Below are 20,357 nucleotides of genomic sequence, written 5' to 3'. Positions count from 1 at the left end.
TCATGCAACCGAAGTCTTTACAAGTGAAAAATTTTGGTCCATTCATTGATGAAAAATTGGATTTTAGTCAGCTGCAAGCTGGCGGGTTGTTTTTGATCAGCGGCAAAACTGGTGCAGGAAAAACGACGATTTTCGATGGAATGACGTTTGCCTTGTTCGGTGAAACATCGGGGAATCTGCGCTCAGGCAAAGAAATGCGATCGATGTTTGCTTCACCAACCGAAGAGACCAGCGTCACGTTTACTTTTGAACATCAGCGTTTTACCTACCAGATCCAACGGAAACCGGAACAGACGTTAGCAAAAAAACGTGGTGACGGGGTCACCAACCAAACGGCAAAAGTTCAATTGACGATTTTTGACGCCGATGGCAAAGAGAAAAAGCAGATCAGTAAACGGACAGAAGTTGATGCGTTTATCAAGGATCTGCTGCAGCTGGATGCAAAACAGTTTTTTCAAATCATGATGTTGCCGCAAGGAGAATTTCGTAATTTTCTGATTGCCAGCAGCAATGAGAAAGAACGCGTTTTACGGAATTTATTTGGCACGGAAATGTATCAACAATTTAATGAATGGTTGAAAGAGCAAGTCAAAGCACAAAGTAAAAAGCTTGAGCATCAGCAGCTGCTCGCCTCGCAAATCATGGAGCGCTTTGAATGGGAAGAAGCGCAGGAGGTTTTAACGGTTGCGGAAGGTCTTACTTTGTGGGCGCAGGATTTAGAAAAACAACAGGCGCAGCTTCAGCAGTTATTGCACAAAAAAGACCAAGCGATCCAAGAAATGAAAGCTGCGCAAGACGCTTTTTACCGTGCAAAAGAAATTGAAAATGCACGGATCGAATGGCAAGGTCTACAAGAAAAAGCCCGAGAGCTGCATGCTAAAAAAACCGAGATCGCTCAGAAAAAAGCACAGTTGAACCAGTTGGTGTGGGCGCTTGAACATCAAGAAATCATGCAGCAAAAAGAAGAACGAGTGAAAGAAGCACAGCAAGCTACTCAGCAAATCAACGAAACAAAGCAGCAGCTGCAAGAAATTCAGCAGCAACAAGTAAGCTGGCAAGACCAACGAGCGTTGATTGACGGCATCAAGAAAAAACAGGAAGCTGCTAGTCAAAAAGTTCAACGAATCCAGCAGCAGATCCCGCTAGCACAGCGCACACAAGCGCAGCAAGAAGAAGTGGTGCAACTTGAAAAAGCCGCACAAAAACAGACCACCGAATTAACGAAGATAAACCAAGCGCAAGCAAGTGCCAAAGCGCAAGCGCAGCATCTGGCAGAAGAAATCGAAGCATTGCGAGGGTTTCAAGCAGAAGCGGTGAAATTAGTAGAAACGCAGGCTCTGGTAGAAAAATGGCAGCAAGCAAAAGCGCAGTTTCGTGAAGCCGAGCAAAAAGCAGGGGAACAGCAACAAATTCATTCGGAGTTGGTTCTTGAACAACAGCAATTAGCAGCATCCTTGCTGGAGCTGCAAAAAACGTTAAAACAAGAAACCAGTCAAAATGCTCGAATGCAAATTGCTCGGCTTCGTCTTTTGCTGGAAGAAAATGAACCCTGTCCGGTTTGCGGATCATTGGATCATCCGAATACACAGGAGCACACGACCTATCGCATCGAAGACATCATTGCCAGTGAACAAAGACTTGAGCAAACACAAGAAAAATTGACGAAGATCCAGCAGCAAGTATCGGCAAATCAAACGCTGCAGGAGCAAGCCACATTGCGAATCAGCGAATGGCAAGCCACCAGTGTTGCTGCGCAGAAGCAAGTGGCATTCGCTTGGACTGCAGTTCAACAGGCATTTGCTGCCTTGCAGCCGATAGAAAACCAAGAGACGATTACCGAGGAAACGGCGGTAGCGGAACTAAAGAAACGGCAATCTTTCAATCAACAAAAAGCCGCTTCTTATGAAGACGCGCAGAAGAAACATCAGGCAGTAAATGAGAAATTAGCAACGTTAAATGAGTCCTATCAGCAAGTCAGTGAGCAAGCGAAAAAAGCCCAAGAAGCGCGCCAGCTTGCGGAGGGGAAATTGGCTTCTTTACAGGAACAACTTGCAGGCGCAACGTATGAACAATTACAAGCCGATTTAGCAAAAACCAATGGTTTACTGAGGGAATATACGCAACAAATTGAGGCTGATGCCCGACAAGAAGCGCAGCTAAACGAACAGCAAGCGATTCTTTCAGAGAAGCTGAAAAATCTGCAGCAATTTTTTGAACAAAAGCAAGCGGCTAAGACAAAAGCAGAACAACGACTGACGCAGCGACTTCAAGAAGCTGGTATGACTGAGGAAACGATGCGGGAATTGATTGCCCAAGCCGCTCAAACAACCGTTCTCTCAGAAGAAATCAAAACCTATGAGCAAGAAACGGTGTTTGTTCAGCAACGGCTAGCATTGTTAGATGCACAGTTAAAAGAGCAAGCTGCGATTGATTTAAACCAATTGGAAGCTGACTACCTTCAGTTGCAGACCGTGATGGAGGAACTACAGCTAGAAACAGTTCGCAAACAGGAGAAAGTCAACGGCAATCAACGGTTGTTTGACGAGCTGCAGGTCATTTATCAGCAAAATGTCGAAGAACTGGCCCAATTAGGCCAACTTCAGCAGTTGGCAGAAACCATCAACGGCGAAAACGTCAAAAAAACCAGCTTGGAACGGTATGTACTGCAGCAATTTCTGACAGAGATCTTAGAAGTCGCCAATGAACGCTTGGCTCGGTTGACTCGTGGCCGCTATCAATTTGAATTAGCGGATAAAGTTGGGAGCTATCGAAGCTCAACAGGCTTAGAAATTGACATCTATGACGATAATGCTGGTCAAGTCAGAAGAGCACATACACTGTCAGGCGGTGAAAGCTTTATTGCAGCCTTAGCGTTAGCAATCTCTTTAGCAGATGTGATCCAGCAACGAGCTGGCGGGATTGAGATCGAAGCACTTTTCATCGATGAAGGGTTTGGCTCGCTTGATGAAGAATCATTAGAAATGGCGATGGAAGCATTAGAAATGATCGAAAATGAAGGGCGCATGATTGGGATCATCAGTCATGTTCGAGAACTGCGGGCAAGGATCCTGCAGCAAGTTTTCGTAGAAACCAACGGCAGCGGGCAAAGCCGGATCCGAATAAAAGAATAAGGAGAGGAGGGCTCTTATGAAGTGGAGTATTCCAGAAAAAGTAATCGAGCGGGGGAGAACGTATCTTAATGAAGGCCGTGTCCTGTCTGTCACCCCGGATAAAGAAAAAAATGTGTGGCATGCAGAAGTACTCGGAACAGAATTGTATTTAGTTACTTTGGATGCTACTGCCAAAGAAGTGGATTATTGCCAATGTCCCTATTGGGAAGAACATCATTATTGCAAACATACGGTGGCCGTCGAACTCTATTTACGCCAACAAGGAAAAACACGGAAAATCAATGAACAAACCCCCATCAAAAAAGCCTTTTCTGCTTCAGAGATGTTTTCCAATGGTTTTGCTCGCTTAGACAGCGAAAAGGAAGCGAGTAAACCATTACAGATTGAATTTCGGGTAGATACGATTGCGACAAATCCTTATCACCAAGAGATGGATATTTTAGGGGTCTCTTTGAAGGTCGGGCATCGCGGCACGGCCAGGACCTATGTCGTCAAAAACATTTATAAATTTTTACAGATGTATCAAGAGAACAAGCACTATGCGGCCAATAAGCAACAGACCTTTTTGCTTTCTGCGGATGCCTTTGATGAGAAAAATCGAGCTTTATTGAATCGATTGACAGGAATCGCGCAAACCCAACAATTAATGGGGCAAGCGGGCATTCAAATCAATGGCAAACTTGATAAAAAATACTTGCTTCTGCCCGTTGAATTCGGCAAGGAACTGCTATTGCAATTCAATGATGTCTACACGCAAATCACCATTGGTGAAACCAAGGTCAGCCAAGTAGACTTCCAATCGGGGGAACCATTGACGTTTTCAGTTACAAAAGAAGCGGATCATTTTCCGCTGCAGTTCGTAAAAGACTTCGACCACTTACTTAGTTATTATAACTGGGGGCTGTTGGACGGAACATTTTATGAATTGACTGTCGAGCAAAAGGAGATCTATGTCACGATGCAGCAGCTGTTTAAACGTTTTGAACAGCCAATCATTGATTATCCAAAAGAAGAGCTGGCGAATCTCTTTATGAAAGTTTTGCCTTATTTGCGAAAAATTGGGCGTGTCCAAGTGGCTCCTGAGGTTCAAAATGACATCGAAGAATCTGAATTGAAAGCAGTTTTCTCCTTGCGGAAAATCAAAGGTCAAGTAGATCTACAAGTTGATTTTACTTATGGAGAAGTCGTTTTTTCAAGTGATGAAAAACATCAATACATGCCAGAAAATCATCCAGAGATTTTACGTGATTTCCAACAAGAAGCACGGATCGAAGCCATTATTGAAACCTTTGGCTATCAAGCCAGCAGCAAAAATTGGCAAAAAAATCTACCGCTAGGTGAGCAACTCTATACCTTTTTTACGAGAGAGATCCCGGTCTTGAGACAATTAGGGGAAGTGCGGATCGGCAAGAAGCTGAGGGAACTCTACCTTGATGCCCAGCATCATCGACCAGAAATCGTGATTGAAGAGAATGGTTCTTGGTTGGATATCAAGTTTGATGTTAGCGGCATTCAAGAATCAGAGATCAACGATGTTTTGCGGAGTCTGTTGCAATCTGCGCAATTTTATACCACAGAAAATGGGCAAGTTCTTTCGCTGGAGTCGGAAGAGTTTCAAGAAGCAAGTGCTGCCCTCAAAAAATTACGGCTATCGTTAGATACGAAAAACGGGGCAATCCAAGTCCCATTGAATCAAGGGCTATTACTGCAAGAACAGTTTGCCGATCAAGCGAGTTTTAGTACAGGCTTTCAGCAAATGACGGAAGATTTGATCCATCCAGAAAACTTTGAGGCACAGTTGCCAGACAACTTGCATGCTGAGTTGCGGCAGTACCAAGAAGTTGGCTTTCGTTGGCTAAAAATGTTGAGCCATTATCAATTTGGCGGCATTCTTGCTGATGAAATGGGGTTAGGGAAGACCGTCCAAACCATTAGCTATTTGCTTTCTGAGAAACAAGAGCATCAAAAATTGAATGCGTTGATCGTGGCGCCAGCCAGTCTAACATTCAACTGGCAGCAAGAAATCAAACGGTTCGCACCTTCAATTTCAGCGACTGTCATCAGTGGAACGAAAGAAGAGCGAGAAGCGCAGATGGCGCAATCAGCGGACGTCCGAATTACTTCTTATGCAAGCTTGCGTCAGGACATTGATGCCTATCAAGCACTAGAGCTATCGTGTTTGATTTTAGATGAAGCACAGATGGTCAAAAACAGCGCGACCAAAACGGCACAGGCATTGCGATCCTTGGAAGTTCCGCAGCGGTTCGCCCTCAGTGGCACACCGATCGAGAACAATTTAGAAGAATTGTGGTCCTTGTTCCAAATGATTATGCCAGGCTTTTTCCCCAACAAGCAGAAATTTAAGGAACTATCTACACAGGAAATTGCAAAAATGATCAAACCCTTCATTTTGCGAAGAGATAAAAAATCTGTGTTACATGATTTGCCGCAAAAGCTGGAAACAAATTATTACAGTGTCCTAACAGAGGAACAAAAGAAAATTTATTTGGCGTATTTGCGACAAATGCGAGAAGAAATCGCGCAAATGGATTCTACGTCTTTCCGCAAAAATCGGATCAGTATTTTGGCTGGCTTGACTCGTCTACGGCAAATCTGCTGTGACCCTCGATTATTCGTGGAGGACTACGGAGGGTCTTCTGGGAAACTTGAACAGGTCAAAGATTTACTCTTAGCAGCCAAAGAAAATGGCCGTCGTGTCCTGCTATTTTCTCAGTTCACCAGTATGCTTTCGATCATTGAAGAAGAATTAGCCCAGGAAGGGTTTGAATCCTTCTATTTGCGTGGCAGCACACCGCCGCAAGATCGTTTGACGATGGTCAATGCTTTTAATAGTGGCGAAAAAGATGTCTTCTTGATCTCATTAAAAGCAGGAGGAACTGGACTAAATCTGACTGGTGCAGATACAGTGATTTTATACGATTTATGGTGGAACCCGGCAGTGGAAGAACAAGCCGCTGGACGAGCCCATCGGATCGGTCAAAAAAATGTAGTCGAAGTCTGGCGAATGATCGCCGAAGGAACCATTGAAGAACGAATGGATGCATTGCAACAAGAAAAGCGTGAGCTTTTCCAAAAAGTGATTCAAGGCAATGAAACCCAGCTTCAACAAATGACCGAAGAAGATATTCGCTTAATTTTGAGTATCGGCGAAGAAAATTAAGCATTCAAAAAAACATGGACCCGCTTGAAGCGAAGGTCCATGTTTTTTTAGTTATAGGCGTATGCAGGAAGCTGCAAGAGGGCGTCAATACTTTCTTGGAGCTGCGAGAAAGCAGTGATCGACACATCGGGTAAATCTTCCAATCCATTAGGCGCCTGACGAAGACGATGATTGAACCACAAGGCTTGCCAACCGGCTTTTTTGCAGCCCACTACATCATTATCAAAGTTGTCACCTACGTACAGTGTTGTTTCTGGATCAAGAGCAAAGGCGGTTTCTGCCAATTGGAAAATTTCTAGCTCTGGTTTCTGATAACCGGTTGCTTGTGAAATGATCATATGCTCTGGTTTGATCCATCGAGTCAGTTGCAACTGATTCAACTTCTTTTGTTGGTGGTCGGTGGGACCGTTAGTAATAATTCCTAATTTGATTGGCAATTTGGACAAATAACTCAAGGTTGACTCAACTTCCGGATGTAGCGTGATAGCATCTAGTTCTTGTTCATAGCACAGCTGAAACTGGCAGCTCTCTTCCATAGTAATAGAGAAATAACCTAAGTCCGTTAGAGAATGAGTCAGCCGGTAATAACGAAAATGCTCCAGCGTCCATTCATTCGCCAATACCCTTCCAAACTGTTCATCGCTATGTACGCGAAAACGCAAATAAAGAGCGGTTAGGTCCTTGCGGGCAATTTGTGGAAAGCATGAGGTTATGGCATTACGAAATGGTTGTTGCTGGTCATATAAGGTATCATCGACATCAAAAAGAATACTAGTGATCAAAAGAGACACGCCTTTCAAAGTTAGTGAAAATTTTCAGTTTGTTTTCGAATCAATCATAAGCCATTATGACTCTAAAAAAAAGAGGAAAAACCTTGTGAAATAAAGGTCTTATTTACTGTTTTTAGAAATCCGCGTCTTGATACGTTTTCAAAATTATAGTGAATTTTACCCATTTTCACATGTTTCTCATTTTGCATTTCTTCAAAGAGTTGCTTATAATGAAAGCTATTGAGGAGGGGGAAATGTGTTAAAAAGGTTTTTTCGTTATTATCGACCGTATCGGTCACTATTTATGCTAGATTTTACTTGTGCGGTATTTGCTGGTTTATTAGAACTGGCCTTTCCCGTTGCCGTCAACCAAGTAATCGATAAGATCATGCCCCAGAACAACTTTCGCTTGATACTATTGGCTTGCTTAGGCTTGTTCTTGTTTTATGTGATCAATACTGTGTTGCAATATATCGTGGTTTTTTATGGTCATAAACTTGGGGTCAATATTGAGACAGATATGCGTCAAGAACTGTTTCGACATCTGCAGACCCAATCTTTTGAATATTATGACAATCAAAAGACCGGCAAGCTGATCAGTCGCTTGACCACGGATCTCTTTGAAATCTCTGAAGTCGCTCACCATGGGCCAGAAGATGTTTTTATTACCATCATGACTTTGGTGGGGGCATTCCTATTGATGTTGAATATGCACGTTCAATTAGCGATAGCGACATTTGCGTTGATTCCATTGATTACGATTGCCTTGGTTTTTTTCAATAAGAAAATGACCAAAGTCAATACACAGATCTATGACAACCTCGGTGAGTTCAACGCCGGAGTGGAAGCATCTGTTAGCGGCATTCGAGTGACCCAATCGTTTGCTAATGAAACGTTCGAACATAAACGCTTTGATGGATTGAGCGAAATCTATCGGCAATCGAAGATCCTTTTTTATAAGGTAATGGCGATCAGTTCAGCGTATAATTACTTTCTGATTCGCTTGATCAACTTGTTTGCTCTGATTTTTGGTGCTTACTACGTGATTCGTGGTGAACTGACGAATGGCCAGTTTGTTGGGTTTATTTTATTATCGAATGTCTTTGTTAGACCAATTGAGAAGGTCAATACGATGATTGAAAGCTATCCGAAAGGCATCGCTGGCTTCAAACGATTGACCGAAGAATTGGATAAAGAACCGACGATCAAAGACAAACCAGGGGAACGGGCTGTTCAATCATTAAAAGGGGATATCGTCTACCAAGATGTTTCTTTTTCCTATGCGGATGCGACGAAAGTCTTGAATCACATCGATTTATCGATCAAAGCTGGCGAGACGATCGCCTTCGTCGGGCAAAGTGGCTCAGGGAAAACCACGTTATGCAACTTGTTGCCGCGTTTTTATGAAGTCACTGAAGGCGCCATTACGATTGACGGCATCAATATTCAGGAGATGACCCTGGCTTCTTTACGTCAGCAGATTGGGACTGTGCAGCAAGATGTCTTTCTTTTCCCGGGAACGATTCGAGAAAATATTGCTTATGGCAAACTTGATGCAACAGAAGAAGAGATTTTAAAGGCAGTCAAATTAGCACACTTAGAAAAGGTCATCGATCAAATGACGGATGGGTTAGATACGGTCATCGGTGAACGAGGAGTCAAATTATCCGGTGGTCAAAAGCAGCGGGTAGCGATTGCTCGGATGTTCTTAAAAAACCCGCCGATTTTGATATTAGATGAAGCAACATCAGCGTTGGATACGGAAACCGAGCAAGTGATTCAAGAGTCATTGAATTCTTTGGCAGATGGCCGTACAACCTTGATCATTGCCCATCGCCTCGCAACGATCAAACATGCGACACGCATCATTGTCGTTAGTGATAAAGGCATCTTAGAAGAGGGGACCCATGAAGATTTGATGGCGAAAAAGGGACATTATCGCGCATTGCATGATGCGCAATTCGCTCGTGATGGAGAACCTTCTCTCCCTTAGAAGAAAGAAATGAACGATCAATCCAAGAAAACACTAGTCTTTTTATACTTTGTCAGGAAAAAGCATAAAAGACGGGTTTCTTAGGTTGATCTTTTTTCACTAAATTTTTGTGAGAAACCCTTTTCATTTATAAGCAGATATTCATTTCTCCTACTGTTTTATTGTCGATTATGACAGAAATGCTTGTATGGTTTTCTGATTAAAAAGGAATGTGATACAATGGAATCAAGAATGAAGACATTGGTTGAGAATCTTCTCTGGAAAAAATAACATATATTTTTATTGTAGCCCTGTCGTTTCCAAGGCAACAAGGTATCGTGAAATTTTTCCTTTGAAAACGATTGAGCCATGGACTTGGTTTTTTTCTCCATTTTTTTGATTACACATGTAATTACAGAGGGGAAATTAAAAAACGCGGGATTCAACTAAAAGAGTATTTTAATATTCTGACATCTTTTTGATACACCTTTGACACACTGTTGTATAAAAGAAGTAATATTAAAAAAAAATTTGATTTTTCTCATTTAAAAATAAACTTTTTGAGTGAAACCTTTTGCCTAAAAGGTTTCGCTTTTAATATAACTTTCGAGTTTTATTAAAAAATATGAGATTTAGACTAGATTTTTTTTAGTTAAACCTGTATAATTGAAATCAAGCGAGGGAACAGGACTTGCTTGATTGAAAATTAAAAAGGAGAGATGCACGTTGTTGACACTATACACTTCCCCAAGTTGCACATCTTGTCGCAAAGCTCGTGCGTGGTTACAAGAGCACGAAATCCCTTTTGTTGAAAGAAATATTTTTTCAGAACCGTTAAATATTTCTGAGCTTAAGGCAATTCTACAAATGACAGAAGATGGCACAGAAGAAATTATTTCCACCAGATCCAAAGTATTCCAAAAGTTGAATATGGATCTAGATGACTTGCCCCTAAAAGATTTATTGACACTTGTTCAAGAAAATCCAGGATTATTGCGTCGGCCAATTATGATCGATGAAAAACGATTGCAAGTTGGGTTTAACGAAGATGAAATTCGTCGGTTCTTACCTAGGGATGTTCGCCAACTGGAACTAAGACAAGCGCAATTAATGGCAGGCTTATAAATTTGACTTCATCGACTCGCTTTCTCGTAGAAAGTGAGTCTTTTTTTGAGTTTTTACGTTTTTCTTAAGAGGATATTCGTTTTCTCTTTACTTTTTATCAGGTTTCGATACAATGAACCTATAGTGAGTAGCAAAAGTGAGGTGTAGCTAATATGGAAATGGAACATATCAATGAGAACACCATTCGTGTATTGATCAAAAGTGAAGACTTAGCTGCGAGAGGCATCACTTTTCTTGACCTTCTAGGAAATCACAATGAAATTGAAAACTTCTTTTACAGTATTCTTGAAGAAGTTGATATTGACGAAGAATTTAAAGGCAGTGAAGCTGTAACTTTCCAAGTCTTGCCTAAAGGCGATGGGTTAGAATTGTTTATTAGCAAAAATCTTCCACCAGAAGGAATGGAAAATTTTGATGAGATGAACGATGAAGCGAATGAAGACATTACCGATATGTTGAAAAAACATGTAGCGGCTCAATTACAAGAGTCAGAGCAAGCAGAAGAAATCGGCAATCGTTTTGTATTTGAGTTGTTGCGATTCGAAGATATGATTCAATTGGCATCCGAAGTATATTTGGATTCCGTTGCAACCAATCTTTACCAAATGGGCAATCATTATTATATTGAAATTCGATTTATGGATGTAGATATTACTGATATTGAAGTGGAAAATGCACTTTCTTATTTGATGGAATTTGCCCAAAGGACTTCAGTGACGCCCGAAGTTTTATCAGAATACGGTGAGTTGATCATGGAAAACGATGCACTTGAATTGACTCGTTTCTATTTCAAGAATGATTAATGGATGAAAATCATTTCCAGCCAAGGACATTTTGACAATGTTTTTGGCTTTTTTGATTGTGTTTGACGAATCTGGCGTACCTCTTATTGAGGTGAGCCAGATGTTGAAAGCGTTGAACCAAAGAAAAGAAGTCATCCTAGCGAAAGGGGCAAAGAAATCCTCGGGCCCTTTTTATTGCCCAGGCTGTCAGAAAGAAGTGATTTTGAGGCAAGGACTTAAGCGACAGTCCCACTTTGCCCATCAAGCCATTACTGATTGTCAGACATACAGTGAAGGGGAGACGAAGGAGCACTTGGAAGCAAAACAACTTTTGTTTGAATGGTATCAAGAGATGGATATTGAACTTGAAGCCTACTTGCCGCAACTTCAGCAGCGACCTGATCTCTGTTACAAAAATATTGCCGTTGAAGTCCAGTGTTCTTCACTCAAGTTTTCACGATTTCTGGAACGAACCAGCACTTATTTAGCAAATGGTTATCAGCCTTGGTGGATCCTAGGGACCAAATTGTATCCGAAACGCCATTGGTCACTTTTGGCAAAAGCCTGCTGTACTTATCCGTCTACTGGCTTTTGCTTGTGGCTCATTGATACGCGAAATCAGGCCTTGGTGCGGCTGCACCAAATCAAATGGCACTATCAAGAAGGGGTAATCAGTCGACGAAGCGTTATACAAAAAGGGGAGCCATACAGGAAAGAGACACTTCGACCTTTGTACGAAGCAGATGAATCAGATACCCATCATTCTATTGAATGGGTAGCAGTCGATTATCGTTTGTGGGTGATTCGAAAACTGCGAAACAGACTGCCTAAAATCAGAGAGATTCAAGAAATAGTATACCCGTTGAATGGGAATGTCTCACAGTTGCCTCTTTGGTGCTATTGTGAAAGTCGGTTTGGCTTTTTATTTGAACACCACATACTGATTTTTCGCTTTCTCTATTTAAGTGAATGTCCCATTAGTTTTGAACAGTGGTTGATTCAGTTGAGGAAGCTGCATTGGCAATGGTGCTTTCCTTTGCTTGATCAAAGAGAAATATTGAGAGAAATCTTTCAAGAATGCCAATATTTAGAAAATTCGGTTTCTTTTTCAAGCCAATGATTTGGTTTCGTTGAAAAGTGTGATAAGATATTTTTAACCAATGAACAAGGAGTGAAGGGAATGTCAGAAACAAAACAATTACCAGCACGTGAATCGATTCCAGTCGAAAAAACGTGGGACTTAACGAAAATCTATGCCGATGATGCGGCTTTTGACATAGAATTTCAAGAAATCCAAGCACAGCTTAAAGAAGCTAGCAGTTACCAAGGCACTTTAGCAGATGGGCCACAAGCCTTCCTATCCGCTTTAGAATTTGTCTTAGATCTTTCTCGCCGTTTAGAGAAACTGTATGTTTACAGTCATTTGAAAAATGATCAAGATACCGCTAATACGACTTATCAAGGCTTATATGCGAAAGCCAGCAGTTTAGTTGCGCAAGTAAGTGAAGCCGTTGCTTGGTTTGATCCCGAATTATTGACGATGTCCGATGAAACGATTTGGGGCTATTTCGATCAAGAACCGAAACTAGCTGTTTATCGTCATATGATCGAAAAAACTATTAACGAGCGGCCCCATGTTTTGCCTGCCGATCAAGAAGCGCTATTGGCCGGAGCAGGCGAAATTTTTGGAGCATCCGGCAACATTTTTTCTGTTTTAAACAATGCTGATTTGGATTTTCCAGTAGTTGAAGACGAAAACGGGGAAAAAGTACAGCTATCTCATGGTGTATACGGTGAGTTGATGGAAAGCACGGATCGGTCTGTTCGGGAAGCGGCCTTTAAAGGTCTCTATGGCGTTTATGAGCAATTCCGCAATACCTTTGCCCAAACCTTAAGTACGAATATCAAAGCCCACAACTTTAAAGCCAAAGCCCGTAAATACGACTCGGCACGCCAAGCCGCTTTGAGTGCCAATCATATTCCTGAAAGTGTCTATGATACCTTAGTGGACGTCGTTAATCAGCATTTGCCATTATTACACCGATATATGGCATTAAGAAAACGCCTGTTGGCTGTCGACACGCTTCATATGTATGATGTGTACACGCCGATTTTAGGGGAAGCACCGATTCGCTATACCTATGAAGAAGCAGTCGAAAAAGCGAAAGAAGCGCTAAAACCATTAGGGGAAGAGTATCTAGCTGTAGTTGAAGAAGCTTTCAGCAATCGGTGGATCGATGTCGTTGAAAACAAAGGCAAACGCAGTGGTGCCTATTCTTCAGGTGCTTATGACACACTGCCTTATATCTTAATGAACTGGAATGATCGATTGGATCAACTCTTTACCCTCGTTCATGAAATGGGACACAGTGTGCATAGTTACTTCACACGGAATAACCAGCCTTATGCCTATGGGGATTACTCGATCTTCTTAGCAGAAATCGCTTCAACCACGAATGAAAATATTTTAACGGAATACATGCTTCGGACTGAGACTGATCCGCGGGTCAAAGCCTATGTCTTGAATCATTTTCTTGATGGATTCAAAGGAACGATTTTCCGTCAAACGCAATTTGCCGAGTTTGAACACTTCATGCACGTGGAAGATGCGAAAGGAACGCCGTTGACCAGTGAATTCTTAAGCGAGAACTATGCCGAGTTAAATGCAAAATACTACGGACCATCAGTTGAAAAAGATCCGGAGATTCGTCTTGAGTGGTCACGCATTCCGCATTTCTATTACAATTACTATGTTTACCAATATTCAACTGGTTTTTCGGCAGCTTCTGCTTTGGCGAAGAAAATCTTAGCTGGCGAACCGGATGCCTTAACTAACTATTTGAACTATTTGAAAGCCGGACGTAGTGATTATCCAATCGAAGTCATGAAAAAAGCAGGCGTAGATATGACGAAAGCAGATTATATTGAAGATGCAATGAAAGTATTTGAGCAACGCTTGAATGAATTGGAAGAACTCGTAAAAGAAATCGAAGCATAATTGAAAAGAGTACAAACCAGTCCGAAAAGGATTGGTTTGTTTTTTTTGTTCCTCCTGCAATGAAAAACGCTGCGCAGCGAGCCAAACACAAGATCATCGTTTGGCTCGCTGCGCAGCGTCGCTATTGAATAGGGTTTCATAAAAGAATCAACCCTCGATCAATTTCATGAATAGTGGAAAGTTTTGGTGCTTTCAAAGACTGAGCTTTTTGCGTAAATGTATCGAGTTCTGTTGCTGTACCACAGACGAGAGGAAGACTTCTCAGTTCCTCTGATCCTTCTAAAAGGACCCCATATTCTTCTTCACTTGAAAAATCATACACCACAGCAGAAGGTGTGATCGTGATGCCCATGTCTTTCGCTACCCTCTGATCGGTGGCAAAGTTCTTTTTCACTAACTCAGATGTACGATCTTCTAGGAACATCTCTAAATCACCGTTCGTTTCTGAAAATAGATCTTTCACTAAGGTGTCGCAATATTCCTGTTTTTCGATCCCTATCCGTTGTTGCAGTTTCAATAAGAAATCCCGAGCAATTTTTTTTCCTTGCAACTGGGCTGCTTTATAATCCAATGACGCAGCATAGATTTGGTTGGTCTGTTCATTTCGCAAGACCAAATCCGCCTTATTCATGGACAAATAGTCCATTGAAACACCTACGGAAAACAAGTTAACGAAAGGCAGGATCTGCAAATGGATTTTTTTGCGGCTCGTGTTTAATTTGTTGAGAATCTCCTTTTCGATATCATAACAAATAGGCCCAATCGGATTAATAAATAAAAAAAGTTCGATCATTTGAATCTCTCCCCAATTAAGATTCTTGAGTAACTTGAAAAACAAAATAAGTATGTTTTATTAAATATAGCAAAAAAACGCGAAAAAAGTAAGCAAAAGGGCATCCTACAATGATTTTTCTTCAACGGCTCGAATGATCTTGTTTTTTGCTGGTCGGTAAGGAACACCAAAAGAATGCAATAACGATTGAAAGGCAAATTTTCCTTGAATTGGCTCACTGACTTCTAGCTCTAACTCATAATCATGCTGTTGACCATACCAGCTTTCATCCAAAGCAAGTAATCCTTCATTGATCGGAAATTCCGCCCGTTTCGTTTTTAATGCTGCGATCATGTGTAATGAATCAGGTTCGATATTCGCTGCTTTTAAGCGTTGAGCAACCACACCTGTTTTTAAAATTTTTTCTGACGCGATCAATGACGCTGCGGTTTCGATTGTCAAAGGATCAGTCGTTTCTAACAGACCGTGTTCAATGGGGGTCTTTAGCGTTAATTCTGCATTGGTAGGAGTCGTGCGAATGCGTAAGCCAAAATGCTTTTCTCGCAGTTTAAAGTCTTGCGTATCAAAGTAATAATTGGTTTGCGTCTTGAAGGCTTCTTCTGACAATTTGTAATAAGCAAGCAACTGGTGGTATTCTTTTTCCGTCAACATTGTTTTATATTCAATCTCTACTTGTTCGACCATTGATTTTCACTCTCTTTCTATTGCAAACATAGTGTACGCTGTTTCAGCTATTCCGTCAAAGAAACTAAACAAAGAAAAGCGGAAACGATTGGGGCAGACAAAAAAATCTTTTGTTTCTGCACTTCTGTCCATTCAGTTTTATTCCAAGAGTATGGTAGAATAAGAGGTATGTTATGAACAGAATCGAGGGAGAAGAATGATTCGAGATTGGGAAGAATTCTTAGCGCCTTATGAACAGGCGGTTTCAGAATTAAAAGTAAAATTAAGAGGCATAAGAAAACAATATCGGGAACAAAACAAACATGTTCCCATTGAATTTGTCACGGGGCGTGTCAAGCCAGTAGATAGCATTTTAACAAAAAGCAAATTACGAGGAATCGCACTGGATCGTCTTGAAGAAGAAATGTCTGACATCGCCGGTTTGCGAATCATGTGTCAGTTTGTGGAAGACATTCACCAAGTCGTTGAACTGTTGCGGACACGTAAAGACATGAAAGTCATTATTGAACGTGACTATATTACCAATAAAAAAGTCAGTGGTTACCGCTCGTATCATCTGGTGATCGAGTATCCAGTTCAATTGATCGATGGAGAAAAAATTATCTTAGCAGAGGTACAAATTCGTACACTGGCGATGAACTTTTGGGCAACGATTGAACATTCATTGAACTACAAATACCAAGGGGAATTTCCCGATGAAATTAGCGAGCGACTACGACGTTCGGCAGAAGCAGCCTACCAGCTAGATGAAGAGATGTCTAATATTCGTGAAGAGATCCAAGAGGCACAGCGGTTGTTTTCTCATGGGAAAGGCAAACGCGGCGGACATGACACGCCCAAGTTGCCGAAGGAGGAATCAGAATGAAAGGCATCCGCGTGGCAATCGTCCATAATCAAGAAAGCAAGTCAGTAGAAGTGACGAAGCGTTTAACTGTCCTCCTGGAGCAGTCTGAAAACAAGATCGATCAAGAGAACCCTGAATTAGTGATCTCTGTTGGTGGAGATGGTACGCTTCTTTCTGCTTTTCACTTGTTCAACCATAAGTTAGACCAAGTACAATTTTTAGGGGTCCATACGGGACACCTCGGCTTTTATACAGATTGGCGTGACTATGAATTGGATGAATTGGTAGAGTCTTTATGCAATGACCATCAAAAGAGTGTCAGTTATCCTTTATTGGATGTCCGAATCACTTATGCAAATGGCAAACCAGACAAGCATTTCCTGGCATTGAACGAATCAACGATCAAACGCGGCAATCGCACCATGGTTGCCGATATTTCTATTAAAGAAGACCTCTTTGAAAAGTTTCGCGGGGATGGCCTCTCGATCTCAACGCCAACCGGCTCAACTGCCTATAACAAAAGTGTTGGTGGGGCAGTATTGCACCCAAGTATCAATGCGTTTCAATTAGCAGAGATTGCTTCTTTGAACAATCGCGTCTTTCGGACACTTGGATCACCGATCGTCGTGGGTCATCACGAGTGGGTCAAAGTGCAACTGCAACAAAGTACCGACTATTTAGTGACGATTGATCAATTTACCATCGAGCAAGAAGAAATCGACGCAATCTATTACCGGATTGCCGATGAACGGATTCATTTTGCGTCTTATCGGCATATGCATTTTTGGAATCGTGTCAAAGATTCCTTTATTGGAGAAGAATAAACTCATGGAATTTACGTATCAATATACCGGACAAGGGCAGCAAGTCAAATATTTTTTGAAGGAACAAGGAGTATCCAAAGGTCTGCTAGCGAAAATAAAATTTCAAGGCGGAAAGATATTTGTGAACGACCACGAGCAAAACGTCTTGTTTTCTTTGGCGCAAAATGATAGGGTAACTATTGTAATTCCTCCTGAAGGGGAACATGAAATGATGCTGGCTGATCCGACACCTATTGAGATTGTGTATGAAGATGCCCATCTGTTAATCGTGAATAAGCCGGCTGGCATCTCATCGATTCCTGCGCAATATCATCCGACTGGCACGATGGCCAATCGAGTCAAGGCCTACTATCAAGCGCAACACTATGAAGATCAAGTGATCCATGTAGTGACTCGCTTAGACCGTGACACATCAGGATTGATGCTTTTTGCAAAACACGGCTTTGCCCATGCGAAGCTGGATAGCCAGTTACGGAAGAAGCAAGTTGTTAAAAAATATCAAGCCCTCGTTGCGGGAGATCTTTCCGCATTATCCGCCCATAGCGAGATCGATTTGCCTATCGCTAGGGACCTGACCTCGCTTTTGAAACGCAAGGTCAGTGAAGAAGGAAAAGAGGCACGTACGGAGTATTGGCTAAAACAGCGCAATTCAGATTGCGCATTAGTCGACATTCAACTACACACAGGCCGGACACATCAAATAAGGGTCCATTTTTCTGCAATCGGTTGTCCCTTACTAGGAGACGAGATGTATGGGGGACCAATGGCTTTTGGGATCAGACGACAGGCACTTCATTGCTGTCAGCTGCAATTCCAGCATCCCTTTACGAATGAACCGTTGGCTTTTGAACTGCCTTTACCTGCAGACATGGCCGCTGTTTGTTCAGCTATCGATAAGCAATAACAAATGAGGTGAAGAGATTGGATGAAAATCAAGAATTAACCGAACGATTTGATCAACTGAATCAAGCACTAAAAGACAATGATATCCAGGGATTTCGTGAGGCATTCTTGGATCTGCATATCTACGAGCAGGGTCAATTCTACCAATCTCTAGAAGCAGACGATCGACAAATCGTCTATACGTATCTATCGCCGAAAGAATTGGCAGACATGTTTGACGTCATTGAAGAAGACGATGAAAACATGGTGGACTATCTTTCAGAAATGCGGCCGGCATATGCTGCAACGATGTTAGCAGAGATGTATACCGATAATGCTGTCGATCTACTGAATACATTGGACAAGAAACAAACGGCCAAATATTTGAGTCTGATGACTGCTGAAGCCGCTAGCGAGATCAAAGAACTATTGCATTATGAAGATGAAACAGCTGGATCATTGATGACAACCGAGTTTGTTTCCATTGTTGCCAACCAAACGGTTCGTTCAGCGATGTATGTCTTAAAAAATGCCGCAGATGTTGCTGAGACGATTTATTATATTTACGTCGTGGATACCGACAACAAACTTGTGGGCGTTATTTCTTTAAGAGACTTGATCATCAATGATGAAGATACCATGATTGCTGATATTTTGAACGAGCGGGTGATGTCGGTTCATGTTGGAGATGACCAAGAGGATGTCGCTCAGACCTTCCGGGATTATGACTTTCTCGCATTGCCAGTCACCGATTATGACGATCACCTATTAGGGATCGTGACCGTCGATGATATCATCGACGTTATCGATGATGAAGCAGCCAGTGATTACTCGGGTTTGGCAGGGGTCAATGTAGAAGAAGTCAGTGAAAACCCGATCAAAGCTTCTTCGAGAAGGTTACCTTGGCTCATCACCTTACTCTTTCTCGGAATGGCAACCGCCAGTTTAATCAGCCATTATGAAGAGTTAGTTAGTGAAGCAAGTATTCTCGCCGTCTTTATCTCACTGATCACCGGAACTGCCGGCAATGCCGGTACCCAATCTTTAGCGGTAGCCGTACGCCGCTTGGCGATCAATGATGATAAAGAAAATAGCTTTATGAAAACAGTGGTCGGTGAGGTGCTTACAGGACTTTTCACAGGAGCTATTACCGGATTGACGATTTTTGCTATTGTGGCTGTCTGGAAACAAAATCCGATTCTAGGGTTTGTGATCGGGATGGCTATGATGTGTGCCATCACAGTAGCCAACTTAGCGGGAAGTTTGATTCCGATGCTAATGGATAAGCTTGGGTTTGATCCGGCAGTGGCGAGCGGTCCGTTTATTACGACCCTCAGTGATTTGACCAGTGTTTTGATCTATTTCAATATTGCCAGTCTTTTTATGAACTATTTTATTCAATGAATAAAAAATAAAAGCAAGCCGATGATTTTTCTTCGAGTGAAGAATCATTGGCTTGCTTTTTAATTTTTTGGTTTTGGCAACACCCCAGAAGGAGAGACGCCATAAAGTTTTTTAAAAGACTTGCTAAAGTGATAGGCATCTTGATAGCCAACTGCAGAGGCGACTTCCTTGATCGTGAGGTTGTCATTTTTTAGCATGTCTTTGGCACGTTTTAGGCGGATTTCTATCAAATAGTTAATGGGGCTGACCCCTGTCGCTTCTTTAAAAATCTTGGAAAGGTACGTCGGACTGAGAAATTGATCTTGTGCCAGTTTTTCCAAGGTGATTTCTTCTTTATAATGATTTTCCAAATAATAGACGGTATAGTTGACGATTTGTTGTTGTCTTCTTTGGCTTTTGGAAAGGTAAGGAACGACATTGATGTGGTCTTCATTTAGTCCGCGTAAAATATAGACGAGCATCTCCATCAAGACAGCTTTTTGCATCAACTGAAACTCATCCCGCTCTTCACTGCTTTCTCGCACCAACTGCCACGCTTTTTCCAAAACTTGATGATGGTATTTGCCTAATTCTAACAATGGGTGTTTGTTGGGGAAAAAATTTCGCTTGAATCCTTCCAAGGAAATATTCTTCAGTCCAATATGCAACTGGTGGGAGCGAGTGCCTTTAGGCTGTAATTCGCAGTGGTCGACACCAGGATTAAAAAGCATGACACTGCCAGCACGAATTTTCTTCGCTGGTTCTTTTTCAAAATAATACGTACTTTCTCCTTCTAACAAGACGCTGATTTCTAAAAAGTCATGATGATGCATTTCTCCATGACTTTCTGCTTGCGTCCATGGGTCAAAGAGATAGATGATTTCGGGATTGAAGGTCCGAGGGTTAACTAAATTCATGGCTGATTCACTCCAATTGGGTGCCCATCTCCGATAAAAAAAGGGAATGGTGCTTCTTACTAATATTTTAC

Annotated in this window: 15 protein-coding genes; 11 read left to right on the top strand and 4 right to left on the bottom strand. The window is 41.9% G+C overall.

The annotated features are described in order from the left end of the window. Positions 1-2: 2 nt before the first annotated feature. Positions 3-3,131, top strand: coding sequence for an AAA family ATPase (locus tag IGI89_RS15325; protein ID WP_438735823.1), 3,129 nt, complete (start codon positions 3-5; stop codon positions 3,129-3,131). A gap of 16 nt (positions 3,132-3,147) precedes the next feature. Then, positions 3,148-6,312, top strand: a complete 3,165-nt coding sequence (locus tag IGI89_RS15320; RefSeq protein ID WP_086332239.1) for a DEAD/DEAH box helicase — start codon at positions 3,148-3,150, stop codon at positions 6,310-6,312. 47 nt (positions 6,313-6,359) lie between these two features. Here IGI89_RS15320 and IGI89_RS15315 read toward each other — a convergent pair whose 3' ends face one another. After that, entirely contained in the window at positions 6,360-7,094 is a 735-nt protein-coding gene (locus tag IGI89_RS15315; RefSeq protein WP_034872213.1) for an HAD family hydrolase, read from the bottom strand. Positions 7,095-7,338: 244 nt separating this feature from the next. Here IGI89_RS15315 and IGI89_RS15310 point away from each other — a divergent pair, with 244 nt between their 5' ends. The 5 genes from IGI89_RS15310 (at position 7,339) to pepF (ending at position 13,959) form a co-directional block, all read left to right on the top strand. Continuing rightward, complete coding sequence (locus IGI89_RS15310) at positions 7,339-9,075, top strand: ABC transporter ATP-binding protein (RefSeq protein ID WP_438735822.1); 1,737 nt, start codon at positions 7,339-7,341, stop codon at positions 9,073-9,075. Positions 9,076-9,780: 705 nt separating this feature from the next. Then, on the top strand, positions 9,781-10,179 hold the full coding sequence (gene spxA / locus IGI89_RS15305) for a transcriptional regulator SpxA (RefSeq protein ID WP_003127030.1): 399 nt from the start codon (positions 9,781-9,783) through the stop codon (positions 10,177-10,179). Between the two features lie 152 nt (positions 10,180-10,331). Next, a complete protein-coding gene (locus tag IGI89_RS15300) occupies positions 10,332-10,982 on the top strand; it encodes an adaptor protein MecA (RefSeq protein WP_016621314.1) in 651 nt (216 codons plus the stop codon). Between the two features lie 37 nt (positions 10,983-11,019). After that, the gene (locus IGI89_RS15295) at positions 11,020-12,081 is read left to right on the top strand and encodes a competence protein CoiA (RefSeq protein ID WP_061053970.1); all 1,062 of its coding nucleotides are present in this window, start codon (positions 11,020-11,022) and stop codon (positions 12,079-12,081) included. 60 nt (positions 12,082-12,141) lie between these two features. Further along, complete coding sequence (gene pepF / locus IGI89_RS15290) at positions 12,142-13,959, top strand: oligoendopeptidase F (RefSeq protein ID WP_086372733.1); 1,818 nt, start codon at positions 12,142-12,144, stop codon at positions 13,957-13,959. A 136-nt stretch (positions 13,960-14,095) separates the two neighbouring features. On the opposite strand, the gene IGI89_RS15285 is transcribed toward pepF, so the two are convergent. Together IGI89_RS15285 and IGI89_RS15280 are read right to left on the bottom strand one after the other, a co-directional pair. After that, positions 14,096-14,752, bottom strand: a complete 657-nt coding sequence (locus IGI89_RS15285; RefSeq protein WP_144330970.1) for a DsbA family protein — start codon at positions 14,750-14,752, stop codon at positions 14,096-14,098. A gap of 105 nt (positions 14,753-14,857) precedes the next feature. Next, the gene (locus IGI89_RS15280) at positions 14,858-15,436 is read right to left on the bottom strand and encodes a CYTH domain-containing protein (protein ID WP_438735821.1); all 579 of its coding nucleotides are present in this window, start codon (positions 15,434-15,436) and stop codon (positions 14,858-14,860) included. Positions 15,437-15,632: 196 nt separating this feature from the next. On the opposite strand from IGI89_RS15280, the gene IGI89_RS15275 reads away from it, so the two are divergent. From IGI89_RS15275 to mgtE, 4 genes are read left to right on the top strand one after another with little or no spacing between them, the layout of a single operon-like run. Continuing rightward, positions 15,633-16,301: a GTP pyrophosphokinase gene (locus tag IGI89_RS15275; protein ID WP_005236729.1), complete on the top strand. Its 669-nt coding sequence runs from the start codon at positions 15,633-15,635 to the stop codon at positions 16,299-16,301. Between the two features lie 5 nt (positions 16,302-16,306). Further along, positions 16,307-17,104 (top strand): NAD kinase, encoded by a 798-nt coding sequence (locus IGI89_RS15270; RefSeq protein ID WP_301280263.1) that lies wholly within the window; start codon positions 16,307-16,309, stop codon positions 17,102-17,104. 4 nt (positions 17,105-17,108) lie between these two features. Beyond that, positions 17,109-18,008, top strand: a complete 900-nt coding sequence (locus tag IGI89_RS15265; protein ID WP_438735820.1) for an RluA family pseudouridine synthase — start codon at positions 17,109-17,111, stop codon at positions 18,006-18,008. A 17-nt stretch (positions 18,009-18,025) separates the two neighbouring features. After that, positions 18,026-19,390 (top strand): magnesium transporter, encoded by a 1,365-nt coding sequence (gene mgtE / locus IGI89_RS15260; protein WP_005229714.1) that lies wholly within the window; start codon positions 18,026-18,028, stop codon positions 19,388-19,390. A 59-nt stretch (positions 19,391-19,449) separates the two neighbouring features. Here the strand turns inward: mgtE and IGI89_RS15255 are convergent, their stop codons facing one another. After that, complete coding sequence (locus tag IGI89_RS15255; RefSeq protein ID WP_005236722.1) at positions 19,450-20,286, bottom strand: AraC family transcriptional regulator; 837 nt, start codon at positions 20,284-20,286, stop codon at positions 19,450-19,452. Between the last annotated feature and the right edge of the window lie 71 nt (positions 20,287-20,357).

The organism is Enterococcus sp. AZ141, from assembly GCF_051714385.1.
Taxonomy (GTDB): domain Bacteria; phylum Bacillota; class Bacilli; order Lactobacillales; family Enterococcaceae; genus Enterococcus_D; species Enterococcus_D entomosocium.
This window is presented reverse-complemented; position numbering and strand designations above follow the sequence as displayed.